This window comes from Agromyces sp. Y558 (genome assembly GCF_059445415.1).
The window spans coordinates 2,013,470-2,032,433 of sequence record NZ_JCAIUH010000001.1 but is presented as its reverse complement, the minus strand read 5'-3'; the positions used below and the strand labels follow the sequence as shown (position 1 = coordinate 2,032,433).

General features: G+C 69.4%; 16 protein-coding genes. 9 read left to right on the top strand and 7 right to left on the bottom strand.

The window, feature by feature from the left end; translation table 11 throughout:
• Window positions 1–5: 5 nt before the first annotated feature.
• The 4 genes from AC1C2T_RS09560 to AC1C2T_RS09545 are packed head-to-tail and all read right to left on the bottom strand — an operon-like array spanning window position 6 to window position 4,577.
• Window positions 6–1,382 carry a Gfo/Idh/MocA family protein gene (locus tag AC1C2T_RS09560; RefSeq protein WP_495385126.1) on the bottom strand — a complete coding sequence of 459 codons (1,377 nt, stop codon included), beginning with the start codon at window positions 1,380–1,382 and terminating at the stop codon, window positions 6–8.
• Entirely contained in the window at window positions 1,379–2,248 is an 870-nt protein-coding gene (locus AC1C2T_RS09555) for a carbohydrate ABC transporter permease (protein ID WP_495385125.1), read from the bottom strand. Before AC1C2T_RS09555 ends, AC1C2T_RS09560 begins: the two co-directional genes overlap by 4 nt.
• Window positions 2,245–3,207: a carbohydrate ABC transporter permease gene (locus AC1C2T_RS09550; protein WP_495385124.1), complete on the bottom strand. Its 963-nt coding sequence runs from the start codon at window positions 3,205–3,207 to the stop codon at window positions 2,245–2,247. Before AC1C2T_RS09550 ends, AC1C2T_RS09555 begins: the two co-directional genes overlap by 4 nt.
• Window positions 3,204–4,577 carry an ABC transporter substrate-binding protein gene (locus AC1C2T_RS09545; protein ID WP_495385123.1) on the bottom strand — a complete coding sequence of 458 codons (1,374 nt, stop codon included), beginning with the start codon at window positions 4,575–4,577 and terminating at the stop codon, window positions 3,204–3,206. The genes AC1C2T_RS09550 and AC1C2T_RS09545 overlap by 4 nt, the downstream gene beginning before the upstream one ends.
• 176 nt (window positions 4,578–4,753) lie before the next feature.
• Between AC1C2T_RS09545 and AC1C2T_RS09540 the strand changes: the two genes are divergently transcribed.
• On the top strand, window positions 4,754–5,749 hold the full coding sequence (locus AC1C2T_RS09540) for an Lrp/AsnC family transcriptional regulator (protein ID WP_495385122.1): 996 nt from the start codon (window positions 4,754–4,756) through the stop codon (window positions 5,747–5,749).
• Here AC1C2T_RS09540 and AC1C2T_RS09535 read toward each other — a convergent pair.
• Complete coding sequence (locus tag AC1C2T_RS09535; RefSeq protein WP_495385121.1) at window positions 5,739–7,913, bottom strand: outer membrane protein assembly factor BamB family protein; 2,175 nt, start codon at window positions 7,911–7,913, stop codon at window positions 5,739–5,741. The genes AC1C2T_RS09540 and AC1C2T_RS09535 overlap by 11 nt on opposite strands.
• A gap of 343 nt (window positions 7,914–8,256) precedes the next feature.
• On the opposite strand from AC1C2T_RS09535, the gene AC1C2T_RS09530 reads away from it, so the two are divergent.
• The gene (locus tag AC1C2T_RS09530; protein ID WP_495385120.1) at window positions 8,257–9,540 is read left to right on the top strand and encodes an alkaline phosphatase family protein; all 1,284 of its coding nucleotides are present in this window, start codon (window positions 8,257–8,259) and stop codon (window positions 9,538–9,540) included.
• A 37-nt stretch (window positions 9,541–9,577) separates the two neighbouring features.
• Here the strand turns inward: AC1C2T_RS09530 and AC1C2T_RS09525 are convergent, their stop codons facing one another.
• Window positions 9,578–11,092, bottom strand: coding sequence for a glyceraldehyde-3-phosphate dehydrogenase (locus tag AC1C2T_RS09525; protein ID WP_495385119.1), 1,515 nt, complete (start codon window positions 11,090–11,092; stop codon window positions 9,578–9,580).
• A gap of 191 nt (window positions 11,093–11,283) precedes the next feature.
• Entirely contained in the window at window positions 11,284–11,592 is a 309-nt protein-coding gene (locus AC1C2T_RS09520) for a hypothetical protein (RefSeq protein WP_495385118.1), read from the bottom strand.
• 80 nt (window positions 11,593–11,672) lie between these two features.
• On the opposite strand from AC1C2T_RS09520, the gene AC1C2T_RS09515 reads away from it, so the two are divergent.
• The 7 genes from AC1C2T_RS09515 to AC1C2T_RS09485 all read left to right on the top strand — a co-directional run bounded on the left by AC1C2T_RS09515 (window position 11,673) and on the right by AC1C2T_RS09485 (window position 18,956).
• Window positions 11,673–12,722 carry an acyl-CoA thioesterase/BAAT N-terminal domain-containing protein gene (locus tag AC1C2T_RS09515; protein ID WP_495385117.1) on the top strand — a complete coding sequence of 350 codons (1,050 nt, stop codon included), beginning with the start codon at window positions 11,673–11,675 and terminating at the stop codon, window positions 12,720–12,722.
• Window positions 12,698–12,934 (top strand): hypothetical protein, encoded by a 237-nt coding sequence (locus AC1C2T_RS09510; protein WP_495385116.1) that lies wholly within the window; start codon window positions 12,698–12,700, stop codon window positions 12,932–12,934. The genes AC1C2T_RS09515 and AC1C2T_RS09510 overlap by 25 nt, the downstream gene beginning before the upstream one ends.
• Before the next feature lie 207 nt (window positions 12,935–13,141).
• A complete protein-coding gene (locus AC1C2T_RS09505; protein ID WP_495385115.1) occupies window positions 13,142–14,806 on the top strand; it encodes a thiamine pyrophosphate-binding protein in 1,665 nt (554 codons plus the stop codon).
• 83 nt (window positions 14,807–14,889) lie between these two features.
• Window positions 14,890–15,675 (top strand): 2-oxo-hept-4-ene-1,7-dioate hydratase, encoded by a 786-nt coding sequence (gene hpaH / locus AC1C2T_RS09500; protein WP_495385114.1) that lies wholly within the window; start codon window positions 14,890–14,892, stop codon window positions 15,673–15,675.
• Window positions 15,660–16,496, top strand: coding sequence for an HpcH/HpaI aldolase family protein (locus AC1C2T_RS09495; RefSeq protein WP_495385113.1), 837 nt, complete (start codon window positions 15,660–15,662; stop codon window positions 16,494–16,496). Before hpaH ends, AC1C2T_RS09495 begins: the two co-directional genes overlap by 16 nt.
• Window positions 16,497–16,602: 106 nt before the next feature.
• On the top strand, window positions 16,603–18,222 hold the full coding sequence (locus AC1C2T_RS09490) for a fumarylacetoacetate hydrolase family protein (protein ID WP_495385112.1): 1,620 nt from the start codon (window positions 16,603–16,605) through the stop codon (window positions 18,220–18,222).
• Complete coding sequence (locus tag AC1C2T_RS09485) at window positions 18,219–18,956, top strand: GntR family transcriptional regulator (protein WP_495385111.1); 738 nt, start codon at window positions 18,219–18,221, stop codon at window positions 18,954–18,956. Before AC1C2T_RS09490 ends, AC1C2T_RS09485 begins: the two co-directional genes overlap by 4 nt.
• Window positions 18,957–18,964 lie beyond the last annotated feature (8 nt).

Below are 18,964 nucleotides of genomic sequence, written 5' to 3'. Positions count from 1 at the left end.
CCACCTCACGCTGCCTCGTCGGGCGCGATGCCGAGCTCGCTCACCCAGTCCGCGAACTCGATGCGCGACCCGCTCAGCCGCGACTCCTCCGCCGCGAACGCCATCAGATGGCTGTCGAGCGCCGTGCTGAACGAGAGCTCACCGGAACCCACCGTCCCCCGCCCGAGAGCGGCGACGAACTCGGCCATCAGCCCGGCATCGCCGCCGGCGTGGCCGGCGTGGTCGCCGAGATCGGCGTTCGGCATCGTGACGGTCACCGTGTGTCGCGAGTGCCCCATCGGCTTCATCGGGGTCACCTCGTGCCGGGCGATCGGGAGCCCGTCGGGCAGCGCGGCGCCAGGTGAGAACAGGTCGACGACGAGTTCGCCGCGTTCCATGTGACCCGTCAACTGGCCGCCCGACCCGGTGATCGCGACGACTCGCGTGTTCTCGGCCGTGAATGCCGACGCCGTCAACGTCGCAGTCAACCCGTCGGGGAACTGCATGGTCGTCTGCTGGTGATCGGCCACGTCGTTGTCGCTGTGGAACACGCATCGGCCGTAGTCACCGGAGCGCAACGCCTCGAGCCGCCCGGCGATCGACGTGTCGTCGCCGAGGAGATGGACCGGATGGCCGTCCACATCGGCGAGCGCCTCGACGTAGTACCTCGGCGCGAAGAACGGGCACGTCTCGGCGACGGGGCATCCGTCGACGCAGAACGCGGGCGCACCCGCCGGTGCGTTCTCCGGGCGGAACCACGAGAGCCCCCCGATGCTGTACAGCGTCTCTGGGGCATCGCCCGCGATCCATCGGATGAGGTCGAGATCGTGGGAGGTCTTGGCGAGCACCATCGCGCTCGACGTGGCGGTGTTGCGCCAGTTGCCGCGCACGTACGAATGCGCGAAGTGCCAGAACCCGATGTTCTCGCGGACCTCGATCGTCATGAGCCTGCCGATGGTGCCCGAGTCGACGATCTGCTTGATCGTGCGCCAGAACGGAGTGAACCGCAGCACGTGCCCGATCGCCAGTCGCGCCGAGACCCTGCCCGCGTGGATCGCGAGACGTTCCAGTTCGGCGAGGGTGGGAGCCGCCGGCTTCTCGAGCAGGAACGGCACCCCGGCATCCGCCACTGCGATCGCGACGTCGACGTGCATCGCGTCGGGAACCGCGATGATGACACCGTCGGCGGCGAGCGCGCCGAGATCGGCGACGACCTCCCGCCAGTCGCCGTACTCCGCCGCTCCGCCCGCGTCAGTCGCCAGTGTCGTGCGCCGAGCCTCGTCGATGTCGGCGACCGCGACGATGCGCGCCAGGTCGGGGTGTTCGATCGCCCAGCGGCCGTACGCATCGCGACCACGACCGCCCGCACCGATGATGACGATCTGCTGAGGTGTCGAACTCATTTCTCCGCTCCAGAGGTCAAGCCGTCGACGAGGTAGCGCTGCGCGACGAAGAACAGGATCACGACGGGCACGGTGACGGCGATGGACCCCGCCAGCAGTACCGGAACGGGCACGTTGAAGTCGGCGAGCTGCGAGATGCCGAGCGGTGCCGTCCACAGCGATTGGTCCTGCACGAGGAACAGCAGCGCGTAGAAGTACTCATTCCAGGCGATCATGAAGACGTAGATCGCCGTGGCCACGACGCCGGGGAGCGCGATCGGCAGCACGACGCTCCGCAGCATCTGGGGCAGTGAAGCTCCGTCGATGGTCGCAGCTTCCTCGATGCTCTCGGGCAAGGCGAGGAAGTAGTTGCGCATCATGTAGATCGAGACGGGGACCGTCGTGGCGACGTAGACGAAGAACAGGCCGACGAGTGATCCCGTCAGCCCTGCCTTGGCCAGCAGTACGAACAGCGGCACGGACAGCACGATGCCCGGGAACAGGTAGATGCCGAGGATGATCGCGTTGACCGTCTTGCGTCCGCGGTAGCGCAGGCGGGCGGCAGCGTACGCCCCGAGGATCGACACGATGATCGAGAGCACAACGGTGAAGCACGCGACGATGAGCGAGTTCAGCACGAACCGGCCGAGGCCGAATCCGCCCTGCGACTGATCGAGCATCGCCGTCGAGTAGGCGGAGAAGTCGAGTTCGCTGAACGCGGGGATGAGGTCGAGCGGCGCCTGGACGATCGCCGAGTACGGCCGGAGCGAGAGTAGGAACCCGTAGACGACGGGCCCGATCGAGATCACGAGCGCGATGACGATGATGATGACCCGGCCCGCGTTGGCCGCCGGACTCGGCGCGATCGGGGAGCGTTTGCGGCTCATTCGAGGTCCACTTTCCTGCGTGAGAACACGACATACACCGCCAGCAGGGCGATCAGCACCACAGACATGAGCAGGCCGTACGCGGCCGCGCTTCCGATGTCGGCACGCGTGACGAGTTCGGTGTAGACCTTGAGGGCCATGACCTGGGTGCCGCCGGCCCCCTCGGTGAGCAGGTAGATCTCGCTGAAGCTCTGGAACGTCCAGATGAAGCGCAGCAGGCACAGCAGCAGGATCACGCCCTTCAGTTGCGGCATGACGATGCGGGTGATGATCTGGAAGCCGTTCGCACCGTCGAGCGCTGCGGCCTCCTCGATGCCGGGGGCGACGCCCTGCAGGCGGGCGGTGATGAAGAGGAACGAGAGCGGCGCCGACGTCCAGATCTCGAAGAGGACGACCACGAGCAGCGCCAGCGGGACCTCGACGCCGAGGACCTCGTACCGAGAGGTGTTGAGGAACCCGATCGCGGTCTCCCACCCGAGGAACTCGCGGCCGAAGGAGTTGACGAGCCCGTACTGCGGATTGAGCATGGTCTGCCAGATCGTCGCGGCCGCGATGAGCGGCAGCACGTAGGGCACGAGCAGCAGTGCCCGGACGATGCCGCGTCCGCGGAACGGCCGGCGCAGCGCGAGGGCGAGCGCGAGTCCGACGCCGACTGATCCGATCATGGTGAGCGTCGAGTAGAGCAGTGTCGTGCCGAGCGCGTTCCAGAACGACGGGTTGCGCAGGGCTCGGGTGAAGTTGTCGAGCGTCCAGTCGATCGGCTGGGTGCCGAGGAGGGGGATGTCGACGAGGCGGATCTCGCTGAAGGCGAAGACCACGACGAGGATCATGGGAAGGATCGACGCCAACAGTACGACGACGAGCGTCGGCGCCGTGAGGATCAGTCCGTTGCGGTTCTCCCGCCGGGGGCGACTGAGCTGCCGCCCCCGGTCGGTCCGAGCTGGTGCAGTGCGGGTCACAGGCCTGCCTGGACCTCCTCGACGGCCGTCCGCATCGCGGCCGTCACGTCGGCGGCGGAGGTGCCGGTGTAGAGCTGGTCGATCTGCCCGGCGAGCACGCCTTGGCTCGCGACGAGGCCGGCCAGGGTCGCGTCGTCCGTGCCCATCCCCCACTGGTAGACGGCATTGATGCCGCTCTGGATGCCGGCGACGAACTCCTCGCCGTAGAGGTCGACGGAGGTCTTCTCCTGTCCGGGGCCGATGCCGAGTTCACCCCACGCCGAGATGAACTCGGTCGGGTCCTCGGCGGTGCCGTTCCGCAGCGGGATGCGACCCTCGGTCGCGACTGCGAGCGTGTCGACGTATCCGGTGCTCATCACGTACTCGATGTACTGTTGCGCAGCCTCGACGTTCGCGCCGGTCGGAATGCCGTAGCTGAGGATCGCGCCGTACTGTGCAGGGTGCTCCTCGTCGACCACCGTGATGAACTGCGTGTTGTCCGCGAGGAACGTCGGCGTCTTGGCACACTCCGCGCACGTGGCCGGGGTGGCCTCGTCGAGTCCCGCGAGCTCATCGAGGATGTGCGTCGAGAAGAGCAGCATCGCGGCGTCGCCGTTCATGTACGCAGCGCGTGCGCTCGTCACGTCGAAGTCGCCCGCAACTGAGGAGTTGCGGAGCGTGAGGAACTGTTCGGCGGCCTCTGTGCACTCCTTCGAGTCGATCGCGACCTCACCGTCGACGACGAGGTCGCAGCCTGCGCTCTGGAAGATCGACTGGATTCCCTCGGTCGCCGACGCCGTGCCGGCCTGGGTGCCGAAGGCGAGGCCCGTGATGCCGAGCTCGTCCTTGACCGTCGTCGCTGCGTCCGCGAGCTCCGCGACACTCGTGGGCACGTCGACCCCGGCCTGCTCGAGCAGGTCGGTGCGGTAGGCGATCACATGCGTCCAGCCGTCGCTCGGCACGGCCGAGATCTGGTCGTCGAGCGTGATCGCCTCGATGGCGTGCTCATTGAACGTCTCCTGCCCGAGCGTGTCGACAACCGCTGTTGCTGCTTCGGTGTCGAGGAGGCCCTGCGACGTCCACGCGCCGGTCTGCGTCGAAGCGTGGAGGATCACGTCCGGCACGTCTCCCGATGCGGCGCCGGTGACGAGCGCCTGATCCTGATCGGCACCGGCCATGGGCACGACTTCGACCTCGATGCCGGTCTCCTCGGTGAATGCGGCAGCGATCGCCTCCTGCGCGGCGAGACGCTCGGGTGTGGTCTGCGGCGTCCAGAACGTCACGGACTGGTCGGCGACCGGTTCGTTGTCGCCGGAACAGCCCGCGAGCAGGGCGAGTGCGGCCACGGCCGCGATGGATGCCGCGATGCGCGGCTTGAACTTGGGGGTCATGTGCGTCACTCCTCGTGTCGTGGCGCGAAGCGCCGTTGCTGTCGTGCGGGGCGGGCCTGCCGCCACCGCGCGGGTACGCCGATCCTCTCTGCGATTGAGGGTCATCGACGACATTTGCGAGTAGGTTGCAAGAAAGCAACCTCATCGACCCTACTCATGAATCGAAGGTGCATCCGTTGGATGATCTCGACCGTCGCATCGTCGGCGCCTTGATGGCCAATCCGCGCGCGAGCAATGCGCAGATCAGCGAAGTGGTGTTCACCTCCGAGGCGACCGTCTCCCGTCGCGCATCGCGTCTGCTCCACGACGGCACCGTGCGGGTCGTCGGAGTGCTCGACGGGGAGGCGACGAGGCGCACGCGCTCGTTGTTCGTCCGGCTGCGGTGCCGTCCGGGCGAGGCCCTTCGTTCGGCCGAACGACTGGCCGCCTGGCCGGAGTCAGGGTCGGTCAAGCTGCTGACCGGCAGCGTCGACTGCATCGCCGAGATCAGCTACACGACGAACGAGCACCTCCTGGCAATCACGCTCGAGCAGCTCCCCGCCCTCGATGGGGTACTCGCCGTTTGGAGCAACCAGGTGATCCGCCGCTTCGCGACGCCGCACAGCTGGCTTCCCGACCTGCTCGCCGGCGATTTGGTCGAGCAGCTGCGCAGCCAGCGACTGGATCCGTGGCACGAGCCACTGCCGGGTCAGCCTGCCGCGACCGACGCGCTCGATGAGCGGATCGCAGCATCGCTCGCACTCGACGGCCGGCTCGGCTGGCAGCGGCTCGCCGAGCTCTGCGGCGCCAACCCGGTCACGGTTCGTCGCCGCACCGAGGCGATGATGGCGTCGGGCGCACTGCGCATGCGCACGGTCGTCGAGCCCGAGCGCATCGGGCTGCCGGTGAACGCCTTCGTATCGCTCAACGTGAATCCGACCCAGCTCGGGCGCGCCGGGGAGTTGCTCGCCGAACACCCGTCGGTACTGATGATCGCGGCGACGACGGGCGACCGGAACCTGTGCGGTGAGATCGCACTCGCCTCCGACGCTGCGCTCTACGGCTTCATCTCCGACACGATCGGCGGCCTTCCCGGACTGCAGCACGCCGACGTCGCGGTCGCGCTGCAGTCGCTCAAGCGCGCCGGCCTCACCGGTCCACCCGTTCCGGCCGAGCTCGCGATCAGACGGTGAGGCCTCTGAGCACGCCGTCCTGCGCGCCGACGATCAGCTGCCGTCCGACGACGACCGGGGTGGAGAAGGTGTTGGCCGTGAAGAGCTGACGATCCACCGTCACCGCACCGCTCGCCGTGTCGATCGCGACCAGTAGTCCGCCCGTGCCGACGAGCCAGACCGTGCCGCTCCGCTCATCGCGCACCGGGCCGGCGTTGACGACGCGCGGCACGGCCTGCGTGCTCCACCGTCTCACCCCCGTGGCAGGGTCGATCGCGTCGGCGATGCCCCACTCCGTCGTCAGCAGCAGGCTCCCATCGTCGAGCATCACGCCGGGCGCGAAGATGTAGCTTCCGTCGATCCGCCACAGCTCCGCGCCCGTGCGCGGGTCCACTGCGATGGCGTTGGCGACGGTGCTGAAGAGCACGGCGCCCGTCGGGAGGATCTCGACCCAGTCGTCCCATGGCCCGTAGATCAATTGCCGGTACGTGTCGGGTCTGGTGTTCGTCAGCACCGACCACAGGCGCGCGCCGGTCGCCACGTCGTACGCGTATCCGCGCCCATCGCCCGCGCCGACGTAGACGCGCTGGCCGTCGAAGCCCGCTCGCCCAGCCGAGAGCCGCGGCACCTCCGATTCCCACACGATCGCTCCCGAGCTGTCGAGGCAGAAGAGCCGGTCGCCCGCCGCAACGATGACCCGGTCGACTCCTCCGACGTCGAACACCGCCGGTGTCGACATCACGGGGCGCCCGAGATCCGCGGCCCAACGGGTTCGACCGCTCGCAGCGTCGAGCGCCGTGAGTGTGTGATCGGCTCCGGGCACCATGACGATCGAGCCGTCGCTCGAGAAGGCCACGCCACGGTGCACCGGGCCGAGGTCGCGCTCCCACAGGCGGTGGTGCGCGGCACCCGTGATGCGCAGCGCCGCGACTCGGCCTGTTGTCGATGCAGCGACGACCGTCGACCCGGATGCCGCGAGCGCACCCTGGATCTGTCCGCCGAGCTGCTGCTCCCACTTCGGCTTCGACAGCGATTCGCCGCGACGCTCGACCGTGACCGTCTCGTGCCAGAGCGCACCGGCCCCGTCGACCGCTTGGAGACGGACTCGGTGCACGCCGGGTGGGAGCGCGGCCGCGTCGAGAGATCCGCTCCATGTGCCACCGGCAGGGTCGAGCGGCACCCAGACGCCGTCGGCCGCAGTGCCGAACAGCTCTTGCGGGTACAGCTGGGCCGACACGCCCACGGCGGCCGATCCGGCGGTGGCGCTGACTTCGATGCGTTCATCGTCGATGCGTGCGCCGCCCCGAACCGGACCGGCCGCTTGACCCGGCCCCGCATCGAGCGGCATCTCCGTGAGGAGGTCGATCGTCGGCGGGTCGGTGTCGGCCGCGCCGAGGGTGACCTGTTCGACCACGAGCACCCGCCCTGCCTCGTCATCGCGTTCGGTGACACGGAGGTAGAAGGGCCCGCTGCGCGTGGCGACGGCCGCGACCTGCGTGAGTCCGTTGAACCGATCGACCTCGTTGCGGTGGATGTGCCCCGCGAAGATCCCCCGCACGGGGAACGGCTCGATGGTGCGCAGCAGCGCATCGGCGTCGTTGACGTAGTGATTGCGTCCCGCGAGGGGGAAGTGCAGGAACATCACGCTCGGCGTCGTGCCCGCGGCATCCAGATCGCGGTGGATCGTGTCGAGGTCGTCGCCGAACAGTCCGGGTTCCTGCAGCGCCTGGGTCGGATCGAGCGCGATGAAGTGCACGCCGCCGGCGTCGAAGCTGTAGCTCGTGGGCCCGAACCAGTTCTGGAACCGCTCTCGCGCCGTGACATCCCACCTGATCTCATGATTGCCGGGCACGTGGCGGATCCGCTCCCACAGCGCCGCGGGAATGGTCGAACGGTAGGCCTCGAATCCCGAGTCGTCGCCGTAGTCGCTGATGTCACCGCAGTGCAGCACGAACTCCGGGTCCTCGGCTTCGACGGCGGCGAAGACCCTCGACAGGTTCTCGAGACGAGCGGTCTCCTCGTCGTTGCCGTGGGTATCGGTGAGCACGACGAAGCGCATCGGGGCCACGGATCCGGCGGCGCGCGCCGCGCCCACCGCGGCTCCGGGCCACGGCCCCCAGTCCGTCGCGGCCATGCCCAACCCGACTCCGACCGCCGACAGGCCGAGGAATCCCCGTCGGCTCACCCTCGGTCGGTTGCCTGTCTCGATCGCCCGGTCCACCATCGTCGCGCTCCACTTCGTCGTCGGTCTGCTCTTCCCTGCACCCAACCGACCGCCGCATGCCGACGGCCAGCGCGCCGCGATGGTTTGCGAGGGATCGACATGTGTCCGAGCATCGGCGCAAGAAACCGGCATCCGAGCGGGCGGATGTCGCTGAGGTGACGGATTCCCGTCAACCTCCCCCGCACGGTTCCCGGTTCCTTGCACGCACCGTGTCCGTGGTTGACCGACCCTCGACGCGCGCGCCAGCGTCGAAGCATCCGGGAACCCCGGTTTCCATTCGTCAGAACACTCAGGAGTCACATCGATGCGTACCCGATCCCGTTCCCTCGTCGCGTTCGCCGTGACGGCCCTCACCGCCGCCGCCATCGCGGGTGCCTCCGCGACGGCTGCGAGCGCGGTGCCGCCGCCCCCGGCAGAGCATGTCGTACTCATCGCCCTCGACGGGTTCGACGCCCGGTACCTCGACGACGCCCCGATGCCGAACCTCCGCCATCTCGCCAAGCGGGGCAGTCTCACGACCTCGACCGGGGTGATGACCTCGATCACGAACCCGTCGTGGTCGTCGATCGCGACCGGCGCCTGGCCCGAGACGCATCTGAACACGGCGTACTGGTTCGACGCCGAGACCGGCAACGCCCGCAGCCAGCAGCGGGACCTCGCAGTGCCGACCGTCGCAGAGGCGATCCGCGATCAGGGCGGCACGGTGATGTCATCGCAGTGGTTCATCCTGCAGAACCACGGCGTCGCCTACGGCGATCCCGACGGGCTCTACACACAACCCGGCGGCACCTGCGACCGCCGGGCCGACGACGCCATCGCCGTACTGAACGGCGAACCCGTCGACAGCGGCGGGCAGCTGACCACCGCAAACGGCATCCCCGACCTGATCGCGGTGTACTGCGACACGCTCGACGTGCTCGGCCATGCCGACGGCTCCGCCGCGGCTGGCATGCCCGCAGCGCTCGCCGAGGTCGACGAGCAGATCGGGCGTCTCGTCCAGGCGACGAAGGACGCCGGCATCTATGGACGCACGGCCTTCGTCGTGACCGGCGACCACGGCATGAGCACCTTCACGCAGGGCATGCAGTCGCCGTTGCTCGCAGCGATCGACGCCCTCGGCTACGACGCCGAGATTCTCGCCGCGGGGCACGCCCCGCAGCCCGCGACCGAGGTCGTGATCGTCGTCGGCGGGGTCGGGTCGCTGCACCTGATCGGCGATGCCGCCGGTGACTCCACGGCCGCTGCCCGTATCGAGGAGGCGGTCGCGGCGCTTCCGCACGTCTCCGCGGTGTACGACAAGACCGATCAGCAGGCCATGCACATGTCGCCGAAGTACGGCGAGCTCGTCCTCGAGCCCGCAGAGGGCTGGTCGCTCGGCGCGACCCCGGCCGATGCCGCCGGGGTGCACGGCACGAGCCGGAACCTCGAGGTGCCGCTCGTGCTCTCGGGCGCCGGCGTACGTCCGAACGGTGCGCCGGCCGACCCGCGGCACATCGACGTGGCTCCGACGATCGCCGCGCTCCTCGGGTACGACGCACCTGCCGGCGCCGATGGCCGCGTGCTCACCGAGGCCATCCGCACTCGATGACAGCGACGAGGCGGGTCCGTCGAGCACGCGCCGTCGATCAGACCGCCGCGACGACCTCGTCCCCCAGCGCGACCGGCTGACGCTCGGGCAGCACCACGGGGTGGGTGCCGGCCATCGCCTCGATGACCCGCACGACCTGGCACGAGTATCCGTACTCGTTGTCGTACCAGACGTAGACGATCGCGTCGGTGCCGTCGGCGATCGTCGCGAGCCCGTCGACGATGCCCGCCCGGTTCGAGCCGACGAAGTCGGTGGAGACCACCTCGGGCGACTCGATGTAGTCGATCTGCTGGCGCAGCGGTGAGGTGAGCGAGACCTGGCGGAGATAGCGGTTCAGCTGCATCTTCGACGCCGGCCGCTCGAGCTGCAGGTTCAGGATCGCGAGCGAGACGTCGGGCGTCGGCACGCGGATCGCACTGCCGGTGAGCTTGCCGGCGAACGAGGGCAGCGCCTTCGCGACTGCCTTCGCGGCTCCGGTCTCGGTGATGACCATGTTGAGCGCCGCCGATCGACCTCGCCGGTCGCCCGAGTGGAAGTTGTCGATCAGGTTCTGGTCGTTCGTGAACGAGTGCACGGTCTCGACGTGCCCGCGCACGACCCCGTACGCATCGTCCACCGCCTTCAGCACGGGCGTGATCGCGTTGGTCGTGCACGACGCGGCCGAGAGGATCGTGTCGGCCTCGGTGATGTCGTCGTGGTTGATGCCGTGCACGATGTTCTTGATCGCGCCTTTGCCGGGCGCGGTGAGCAGCACCCGGGCTGCCCCGGTCGACTGCAGGTGCTGCGAGAGCCCAGCCTCGTCGCGCCAACGGCCGGTGTTGTCGACCACGATCGCGTCGTGGATGCCGTAGGCGGTGTAGTCGATCGACGCGGGGTCGTTCGAGTAGATCACCTGGATCAGCGTGCCGTTCGCGAGGATCGTGTTCGCCTCTTCGTCGACCTCGATCGTGCCGGCGAAGGGGCCGTGCACCGAGTCTCGGCGCAAGAGGCTCGCGCGCTTGACGAGGTCGTTGTCGGAGCCCTTGCGCACGACGATCGCGCGCAGGCGCAGCCCCTTGCCGTTGCCGGCGTGCGCGATGAGGATGCGCGCGAGCAGGCGCCCGATGCGGCCGAAGCCGTAGAGCACGACATCGGTGCCGGTGCGCCCTGAGCCCGCCGAAGGGGCCTCCGGCTCTCCCTCGGCCGCGATCACGGACGTCAGCTCGTCGCGCACGAAGTCGGCGAGCTCGCGAGCATCGCCTTCGCCGACGGCGTCGGCGTAGCGATCGACGAGGCGGGCCACGTCGATCGACGCAGGGCCCGGGGCGATCTCGCGCAGTACTTCGAGCACGCGCATCGTGTCGGCGAGGTCGAGTTCGACCTCACCCGCCTGCCGGGCGAAACGATGCGCCTTCAGCAGGGCGATCGCTGAGCGATTGATGAGCCGCCGGCCGTGAATGGAAGTCACCACCCCGTGGTCTCGATAGAGGCCGCCGATGAGCGGGATCATCCGCTCGGCGAGTTCCTCTTTGGCGATCCATTCGGTACGGCGGGCGTCGAACTCGTGGCTCACGGGCATCCTTCTCGGCCGAGCGTGCAGGTGGGCAGCGTCGACCACGTCAGTTTCCAGGGGGTGCTCTGGATTCTACGGGCGCCGTGCTTCACGACTCCTGTACACGACGGCGTGAGCGGATGCCCCGGTGCGCCGACGTGTCGTTCGATGCATTCGTCGGCGGCTCGAGCGTCCGAAGTCCCGAAGAGGCTTCAGCCTGCCAGGGGCTCGTCGTCGATGAACTTGATGTCGTAGCCGGCGACTCGCTGCGGCACTCCGTCGAAGACCGCGGTGCGTTCAGGCGAGGCCATGTACGTCTCTTCGAGCCGCGCGAAGTCGTCGCGATCGCCGGGCGCGCTCACGGCCCACACGAATTCGTTCGATTCGCGGAGGCCGTAGGCGAACTCGATCGCGAACCCGGCCCCCGGCCGCACAATCGGCATGGAGCCCTGCCACCACTCGACGAAAGCGTCGTATTCTCCGTCGACGAGCGTGTACCGGCGCAGCTGAATCGTCTTCACCCCACCATTCTGCCGGGTGCGCAGCGCGTGTGACACGAGATCGCCTTGACCCCCGCGGCGGCCGCGACGGAGAATCGGCCATGCGCCTGCCCCGCCCGGTCCGAATCTTCACCGCCGCCACGATCGTCTTCGCGGCATCGGTGCTCGCCGGTTGTTCGCCGCCGGCCGGCGCCCGCTCGCCCGGCATCGACGTCGAGGAACTCGACGGCCCGTTCCAGCCGCTCGCACTGCAACTCACCGGGCTCGAGCCGGGAACCGAGGTCGTGCTCGTCGCCGAAACGCACATCGACTGGATCGCGCACCGCTCGGAGGCGACATTCCTCGCCGACGATGAGGGCGCCGTCGACCTCGCCCGCCAGGCGCCGGTCCACGGCGACTGGTCTGCCGCAGACTCGATGGCGCCGTTCTGGTCGCTCGCGCAGACCGGCAGCCGATTCCCGAGCTTCGCCGCATACGCCGAGGAACACGAGGTGGATCTCACCCTCGTCGACGCATACGGCACCGAGCTCGCGAGCACGAGCGTGCTCCGAGGCACGATTCCCGAGTCCGTCGTGCTCGAATCCATCACCGACGACGGACTCGTGGCGGCATTCGCCCGGCCCGAGGCATCCGTCGAGCCCGGAGGCGAACCGCGCGCTGCGGCCCTCGTGTTCTCCGGCAGCGAGGGCGGGATTCAGAACGCGAGGGTCATCGCGAGCCATCTCGCCGCAGCCGGCTACCCCGCCCTCGCCGTGAGCTACTTCGGCTCGGCGGGCCAACCTTCCGAGCTCGCCGATGTGCCGCTCGAGATCTTCCTCGGCGCGCTCGACTGGTTGCGAGCACGCCCCGAGGTCGATCCCGATCGTATCACCCCCGTCGGCGTCTCACGCGGCGGCGAGGTCGCCCTCTGGCTCGCGGCCGAGTACCCCGAGCTCGTCCGTGGCGCAATCGCGCCCGTCGGGGCGGGCGAATTCTGGTGCGGGTACCGGACTGGTCTCGCCCGGCGTGGACGCTCGTCGGCGCGCCGGTGCCGTGCACGAGCGATCTCGGCTCGGCGCCTCCGGGTTCGGTCATCGACCTCTCCCGCATCGACGGGCCGATCGTCCTCGCCTGCGGCTCGGCCGACATGGTCTGGGACTCCTGCGAGCTGATGGACCGGACTCGGCAACGTGCCGAGGAACTCGGACTCGACGTGACGGCGCTCGAGGCCGACGGGGCGTCGCATTTCATCCCACTCGATCCCTATATGCCGGCCATGCCCGACACCGATGGTGCAGCGGATTCCGCGGCTCGCGCCGCGTTCTGGCGCGCGGCCTTCGACGCACTCGGGCCGCCCGACCGGCTGCCGCCGCGGAGCCGGTAGGCAGTGCAGGAGAGTGCGGATGCCGCGGCATCCGCATTCGCCGCAGTTCAGCTCCATCGTCGACCGGGCCGGAGGTGAGCGCCTCGCGTAGACTCGCCGTCGTCCGGCGATTATCGCCGGTGCTCGCAAAAGGGGCACGCAGCCAGCCGGCACGGTTCGCGAGACACATACGGAATCGTTCATCCGTCTGTCTCGTCAGGAGCCTCCATGCCCTCGGTCTCAGCACTCGTCGCACGCACCCTCGCCGCCCACATCGACCATGTCTTCGGGGTCATGGGCAACGGCAACGCACTCTTCCTCGACGCACTCGATCGCACGAGCGCGAGCTATACCGCGCTGCGCCACGAAGCGGGTGCCGTGGTGGCCGCCGACGCACACTACCGGGCATCGGGGCGCCTCGCCGCCGCGACCGCGACTTACGGGGCCGGATTCACGAACACCCTCTCCCCGCTCGCCGAGGCGGTTCAGGCGCGCATCCCCCTGGTGCTCGTCGTCGGCGATGAGCCGACGACCGGACCTCGGTTGTGGGACGTCGACCAGATCGCGCTTGCGGCCGGCGTGGGCGCCCGCACCTTCACGGTCGGTCGAACGGATGTCGCGGCCACCGCCGTGCTCGCGATCGAGCATGCCCTGGCCAACCGCACCGCTGCCGTGCTCGCCATCCCCTACGACGTCGGTGGTCTCGAGGTCGACGCCGACGCCGACGCCGAAGATGCATCGGCCCCTGCGCTGCGCCTGCCTGCTCCGCTCGCGCCGAAGGGCGAGTTCGCGACGCGCGCGATCGCCGAACTCGCCGGGATGCTCGCCGCCGCACGTCGGCCGTTCCTGCTCGCCGGCCGCGGCGCCTGGCTCGCCGGTGCGGGCGGGGCCCTCGGCGCGATCGCCGAGGCGACCGGTGCGCTCACCGCGTCGAGCGCACTCGGTCGCGGCGTCTTCCCCGACGCCCGCTACGATCTCGGCGTCACCGGCGGATTCGGCGCGACCGGTGCGATGGAACTCGTGCGCGAGGCCGACGTCGCGGTCGTCTTCGGCGCTTCGCTGGGCCAGTTCACGATGCGGTTCGGCGAGCTCTTCGCACCCGGCACCCGCGTTGTGCAGGTCGACGTCGCCGCCACGGCCACCCACCCGAACGTCTCGGGGTTCGTCCGCGCCGACGCCGCCGTCGTGGCGCGCGCCCTCGTGCACGAGCTCGAGGCCATCGGCGCCGCGTCGTCGGGATGGCGCGAGAGTGTCGACGTCGCCGCTGCGCGAGCCTACGAGGCCGGCGATCCCGTGGCATCCGATGGCCGGCTCGACCCTCGCAGCGTCGCAGCTCGCATCGGCGAACTGCTGCCCGAGAACCGCGTGGTCGTCTCCGACGGCGGGCACTTCATCGGCTGGGCGAACATGTACTGGCCGGTCGCCTCGCCCGACCGCATGGTGATGGTCGGCACGGCGTTCCAGTCGATCGGGTTCGGGCTGGCGAGCGTGCCCGGCGCGGCGGTCGCACGCCCCGATGCGACGATCGTGCTGACGACCGGCGACGGCGGTGGCCTGATGGCGCTGGCCGACCTCGAGAGCGCCGTGCGCACCGCCGGCGGGCGCGGTATCGCAGTCGTCTGGAACGACGCCGCATACGGCGCCGAGGTGCACCTCTACGGCCTGAAGGGCCTCGCCGAAGCGCCCATGCTCATCCCCGAGACCGATTTCGCCGGCCTCGCCTCCGCCGTCGGTGCGGAGGGCATCATCGTTCGTGAACTCGCCGACCTCGATCGGCTCGCCGCCTGGACGGCCGAGCCCGTCGGCTCCCGTCGCTTCCTGCTGCTCGACTGCCGCGTCTCGAGCACCGTGGTCGCGCCGTATCAGGAGGAGATCATCCGCGTGAACTCCTGACCGCGGATGCGGGACCGCGACTGCGGGACCGCGGCATCGTATACGATTCGTGCAAGAGTCCTCGACAACGAAGTGGAGCTTCCGTGATTGACCCCTCGCAGATCGCAGCGATCGCCGACGAGCTCATCGCCGCCGATCGCGATCGCTCGATCGTGCCACTCCTCAGAACGCGGCATCCCGAGATGACCGTCGACGACGCATACGCGGTGCAGGCACTCTGGGCGAAGCGGCGCGTGGCCGAGGGCCACCGCATCGTGGGTCGCAAGATCGGCCTCACCTCGAAGGTCATGCAGGTCGCCACGGGCATCACGGAGCCCGACTACGGGGTCGTCTTTGACGACATGGTCATCGAGTCCGGGGCATCCGTCGAATACGACCGATTCTCGAACGTGCGCATCGAGGTCGAACTCGCCTTCGTGCTCGCGAAGCCGCTGCGGGGCCCGGATGCCACGATCTTCGACGTGCTCGACGCCACAGCCTACGTCGTGCCCGCGCTCGAGATCCTGAACTCGCACATCGAGATGGCGGGCCGCACGATCGTGGACACGATCAGCGACAACGCCGCGATGGGCGCGATGGTCATCGGCGGCCGACCGGTGAAGGTCGACGAGGTCGACCTCCGCTGGGTCTCGGCGCTGCTCTACCGCAACCAGACCATCGAGGAGTCGGGCGTCGCCGCCGCGGTGCTCGGTCACCCCGCGATGGGCGTGGCCTGGCTCGCGAACAAGCTCGCCCAGCACGGTCAATCGCTCGAGACGGGCGAGATCATCCTGGCTGGGTCGTTCACCCGGCCCATGTGGGTCGAACGCGGCGACACCGTGCACGCCGACTACGGGCAGCTTGGAGCCATCACGTGCCGATTCGAGTGACCCTTCCCGACACCCTCACGACCCGCATCGAGGAGGCCGATCGCCCGCTCGTCGGAATGTGGGTGTGCTCTGGCAGCCCGATCATGGCCGAGCTCGCTGCGGGCAGCGGCCTCGACTGGGTGCTCATCGACGCCGAGCACTCCCCCAACGGTCTCGAGTCGATCCTCGCGCAGCTCTATGCGGTCTCGGCGTACCCGGTCGCTCCCGTCGTGCGTCCGCCGATCGGCGACGCCGTCGTGATCAAGCAGTACCTCGACCTCGGCGTGCAGAACCTGCTCGTGCCCATGGTCGACTCCGCCGCGCAGGCGGCCGAGCTCGCTCGGGCGGTTCGCTACCCGACCGACGGGGTGCGGGGCGTCGGCGCCTCCCTTGCGCGCTCGTCGCGCTGGAACCGCGTCGAGCGGTACCTTCCGGATGCCTCGTCGACGATCAGCCTCACGGTGCAGATCGAATCCGGGGCCGCCGTGGCCGTGGTCGACGAGATCGCGGCGGTCGACGGAGTCGACGCCCTCTTCGTCGGACCGGCCGATCTCGCCGCCTCGATGGGGCTGCTCGGCCAGCAGTCGCACCCCGAAGTCGTCGAAGGCGTGCTGCGCTCGATCCGGGCTGGCGCCGCGGCCGGCAAGCCCGTCGGCGTGAATGCGTTCGTGGCCGAGGACGCCGAGCGGTACCTCGCCGCCGGTGCCTCCTTCGTGGCCGTCGGCGCCGACGTCGCGATCGTCGCGCGCGCATCGGAGGCGCTCGCTGATCGGTTCATCCGGTCGGATGCCGCGGTGTCGGCGCCTCCCGCAGTGGCCGAGCCGCCCCGCGCGGGCTACTGACGCACGCGACGAGGGCGGTCACGCCCGCTCCGCAGCGCGCTCGACACCGCTCGCCACCGCTCGACAGATCGTATATGATTTCAGATATTGAGAGACGAGGGCGTCAATGACCGACGAAATCACCACCCCGGGCAAGATCATCGCCGTGCACCTCAACTACCGCTCGAGAGCGGAGCAGCGCGGCCGCACCCCGGCGCAACCGAGCTACTTCCTGAAGCCGGCCTCCTCGGTCGCGCCGACCGGCGGCACGATCGAACGCCCGGCCGGCACCGAGCTGCTCGCCTTCGAGGGTGAGATCGCGCTCGTCATCGGCCTGCCCGCTCGCCGCGTCTCCCCCGACGACGGCTGGCTGCACGTCGCATCCGTCACCGCGGCGAACGATTTCGGCCTCTACGACCTGCGCGCCGCCGACAAGGGTTCGAACGTGCGCTCGAAGGGCGGCGACGGCTTCACGCCGCTCGGCCCGGCGATGATCCCCGCGTCCGCCGTTTCGCCCGACGGGCTGCGCGTGCGCACGTGGGTCAACGGCGAACTCGTGCAAGACGACTCGAGCGGCGGGCTGCTCTTCCCGTTCGGCCGGCTCATCGCCGACCTCTCGCAGCACATGACCCTCGAGACCGGCGACATCATCCTCACCGGAACACCCGCGGGCTCTTCCGTCGTCGTGCCGGGCGATGTGGTCGAGGTCGAGGTCGACGCACCGGATGCCCCCGGCGCACCGAGCACCGGCCGACTCGTGACCACCGTGACCGCGGGCGACGCACCGTTCGGCGACTTCGGCGCGAAGCCCACCGTCGATGACCTCCAGCGGGTCGAGGCCTGGGGCTCCGAGGCAGATCTCGCGGCGGCAGTCGCTGCTGGGCGAGCGCGTCCAAAGCTCGCTGACCCGGTCGAAGCGGGCGTTCCCGAGCGGCTCCCTTCGACAAGCTCGGGGAGCGAACAGTTCGAGCTGACCGACGAGCTGAAGGCCGCGATCGCCGGCGTCGCCGTCGCGACCCTCTCGGTCGCCCTGCGCAAGCGCGGCTACCACGACATCTTCATCGAGGGCGTCTCCGCGAACCATCCCGGCGCCCGCATCGTCGGCCGCGCGAAGACGCTGCGATTCATCCCGTTCCGCCCCGACCTCTTCGCGAGCCACGGCGGCGGGTTCAACGCGCAGAAGCTCGCCTTCGACACCGTCGCCCCGGGCGAAGTCCTCGTCGTCGAGGCCCGCGGCGAGCGCGGCACCGGCACGGTCGGCGACGTGCTCGCACTCCGTGCGCAGGTGCGTGGTGCCGCGGGCATCGTCACCGACGGCGGCGTGCGCGACTTCGACGCCGTCGCCGGGTTCGAGATCCCCGTGTTCTCACAGGGCCCGCACCCGAGCGTGCTCGGCCGCAAGCACGTGCCGTGGGAGGCCGACGTCACGATCGCGTGCGGCGGCGCCGCCGTGCAGCCGGGCGACGTCATCGTCGGCGACGGCGACGGCGTCATCGTGATCCCGCCGCAGCTCGTCGAGGAGGTCGTCGCCGAGGCGGTCGAACAGGAACGGCAGGAGGCGTGGGTCGCCGAGCAGGTCGCCGGCGGGGCATCCGTCGACGGACTCTTCCCCATGAACGCCGAATGGCGCGCCCAGTACGAAGCCGAGATCACCCTTCGACAGGCTCAGGACGCAGAAGTCACTCAGGGCGCAGAGGTGGCTCAGGGCGCAGAAGTCGCTCAGGGCGCAGAGGTCGCCGATCGATGAGCGCCGAGAGCAAATCTCAACTCGCCTATCGATTCCTGCGCGAGCGCATCGACGACGGGCGCTACGTGCCCGGCTTCCGGCTCGTACTCGGCCAGATCGCCGCTGAACTCGACGTGAGCGTCGTGCCGGTGCGCGAAGCGATCCGACGCCTCGAAGCTGAGGGGCTCGTCACCTTCGAGCGCAACGTCGGCGCGCAGGTCGCGCTCATCAAGGAGACCGAGTACCTGCACACCATGCAGACGCTCGCCCTCGTCGAGGGGGCAGCCACCTCGCTGTCGGCGCCTCACCTCACGGCCGAGCACCTGCGGCGAGCGCGCGAGATCAACGAACGGATGCGGCGCACGCTCGACGACTTCGACCCGCACCGCTTCACCGAACTCAACCTCGAATTCCACGCAGTGCTCTTCGAGGAGTGCACGAACCCGCACATCCTTGAACTCGTGCACCGTGGGTGGAACCGCATGAAGGTGCTGCGCGACTCCTCGTTCAGCTTCGTGCCGGGCCGGGCCCACGAGTCCGTCGAAGAACACGAACACATCATCGCGCTCATCGAGACGGGAGCCGACCCGCTCGAGATCGAGCTCACGGCCCGCCGCCATCGCACCGCGACGCTCGACGCCGTGCTCGCCCACCAGTCGAAGCACAAGGCTGCAGGCTCGACGGATGCCGCTGCATCCGCTGTCCCAACCGACTCCACCGCCTCCGAAGCCCGCGCGGTCGACGCGACCGTCTGAGGCTCGAA

What these genes read in the sequence shown, in the direction of transcription:
- AC1C2T_RS09555 (WP_495385125.1), bottom strand. Translation starts at nt 2,248, where the DNA reads ATGAGCCGCAAACGCTCCCCGATCGCGCCGAGTCCGGCGGCCAACGCG.
- AC1C2T_RS09485 (WP_495385111.1), top strand. Translation starts at nt 18,219, where the DNA reads ATGAGCGCCGAGAGCAAATCTCAACTCGCCTATCGATTCCTGCGCGAG.
- AC1C2T_RS09515 (WP_495385117.1), top strand. Translation starts at nt 11,673, where the DNA reads ATGCGCCTGCCCCGCCCGGTCCGAATCTTCACCGCCGCCACGATCGTC.
- AC1C2T_RS09490 (WP_495385112.1), top strand. Translation starts at nt 16,603, where the DNA reads ATGACCGACGAAATCACCACCCCGGGCAAGATCATCGCCGTGCACCTC.
- AC1C2T_RS09545 (WP_495385123.1), bottom strand. Translation starts at nt 4,577, where the DNA reads ATGACCCCCAAGTTCAAGCCGCGCATCGCGGCATCCATCGCGGCCGTG.
- AC1C2T_RS09560 (WP_495385126.1), bottom strand. Translation starts at nt 1,382, where the DNA reads ATGAGTTCGACACCTCAGCAGATCGTCATCATCGGTGCGGGCGGTCGT.
- AC1C2T_RS09510 (WP_495385116.1), top strand. Translation starts at nt 12,698, where the DNA reads ATGGTCTGGGACTCCTGCGAGCTGATGGACCGGACTCGGCAACGTGCC.
- AC1C2T_RS09530 (WP_495385120.1), top strand. Translation starts at nt 8,257, where the DNA reads ATGCGTACCCGATCCCGTTCCCTCGTCGCGTTCGCCGTGACGGCCCTC.
- AC1C2T_RS09505 (WP_495385115.1), top strand. Translation starts at nt 13,142, where the DNA reads ATGCCCTCGGTCTCAGCACTCGTCGCACGCACCCTCGCCGCCCACATC.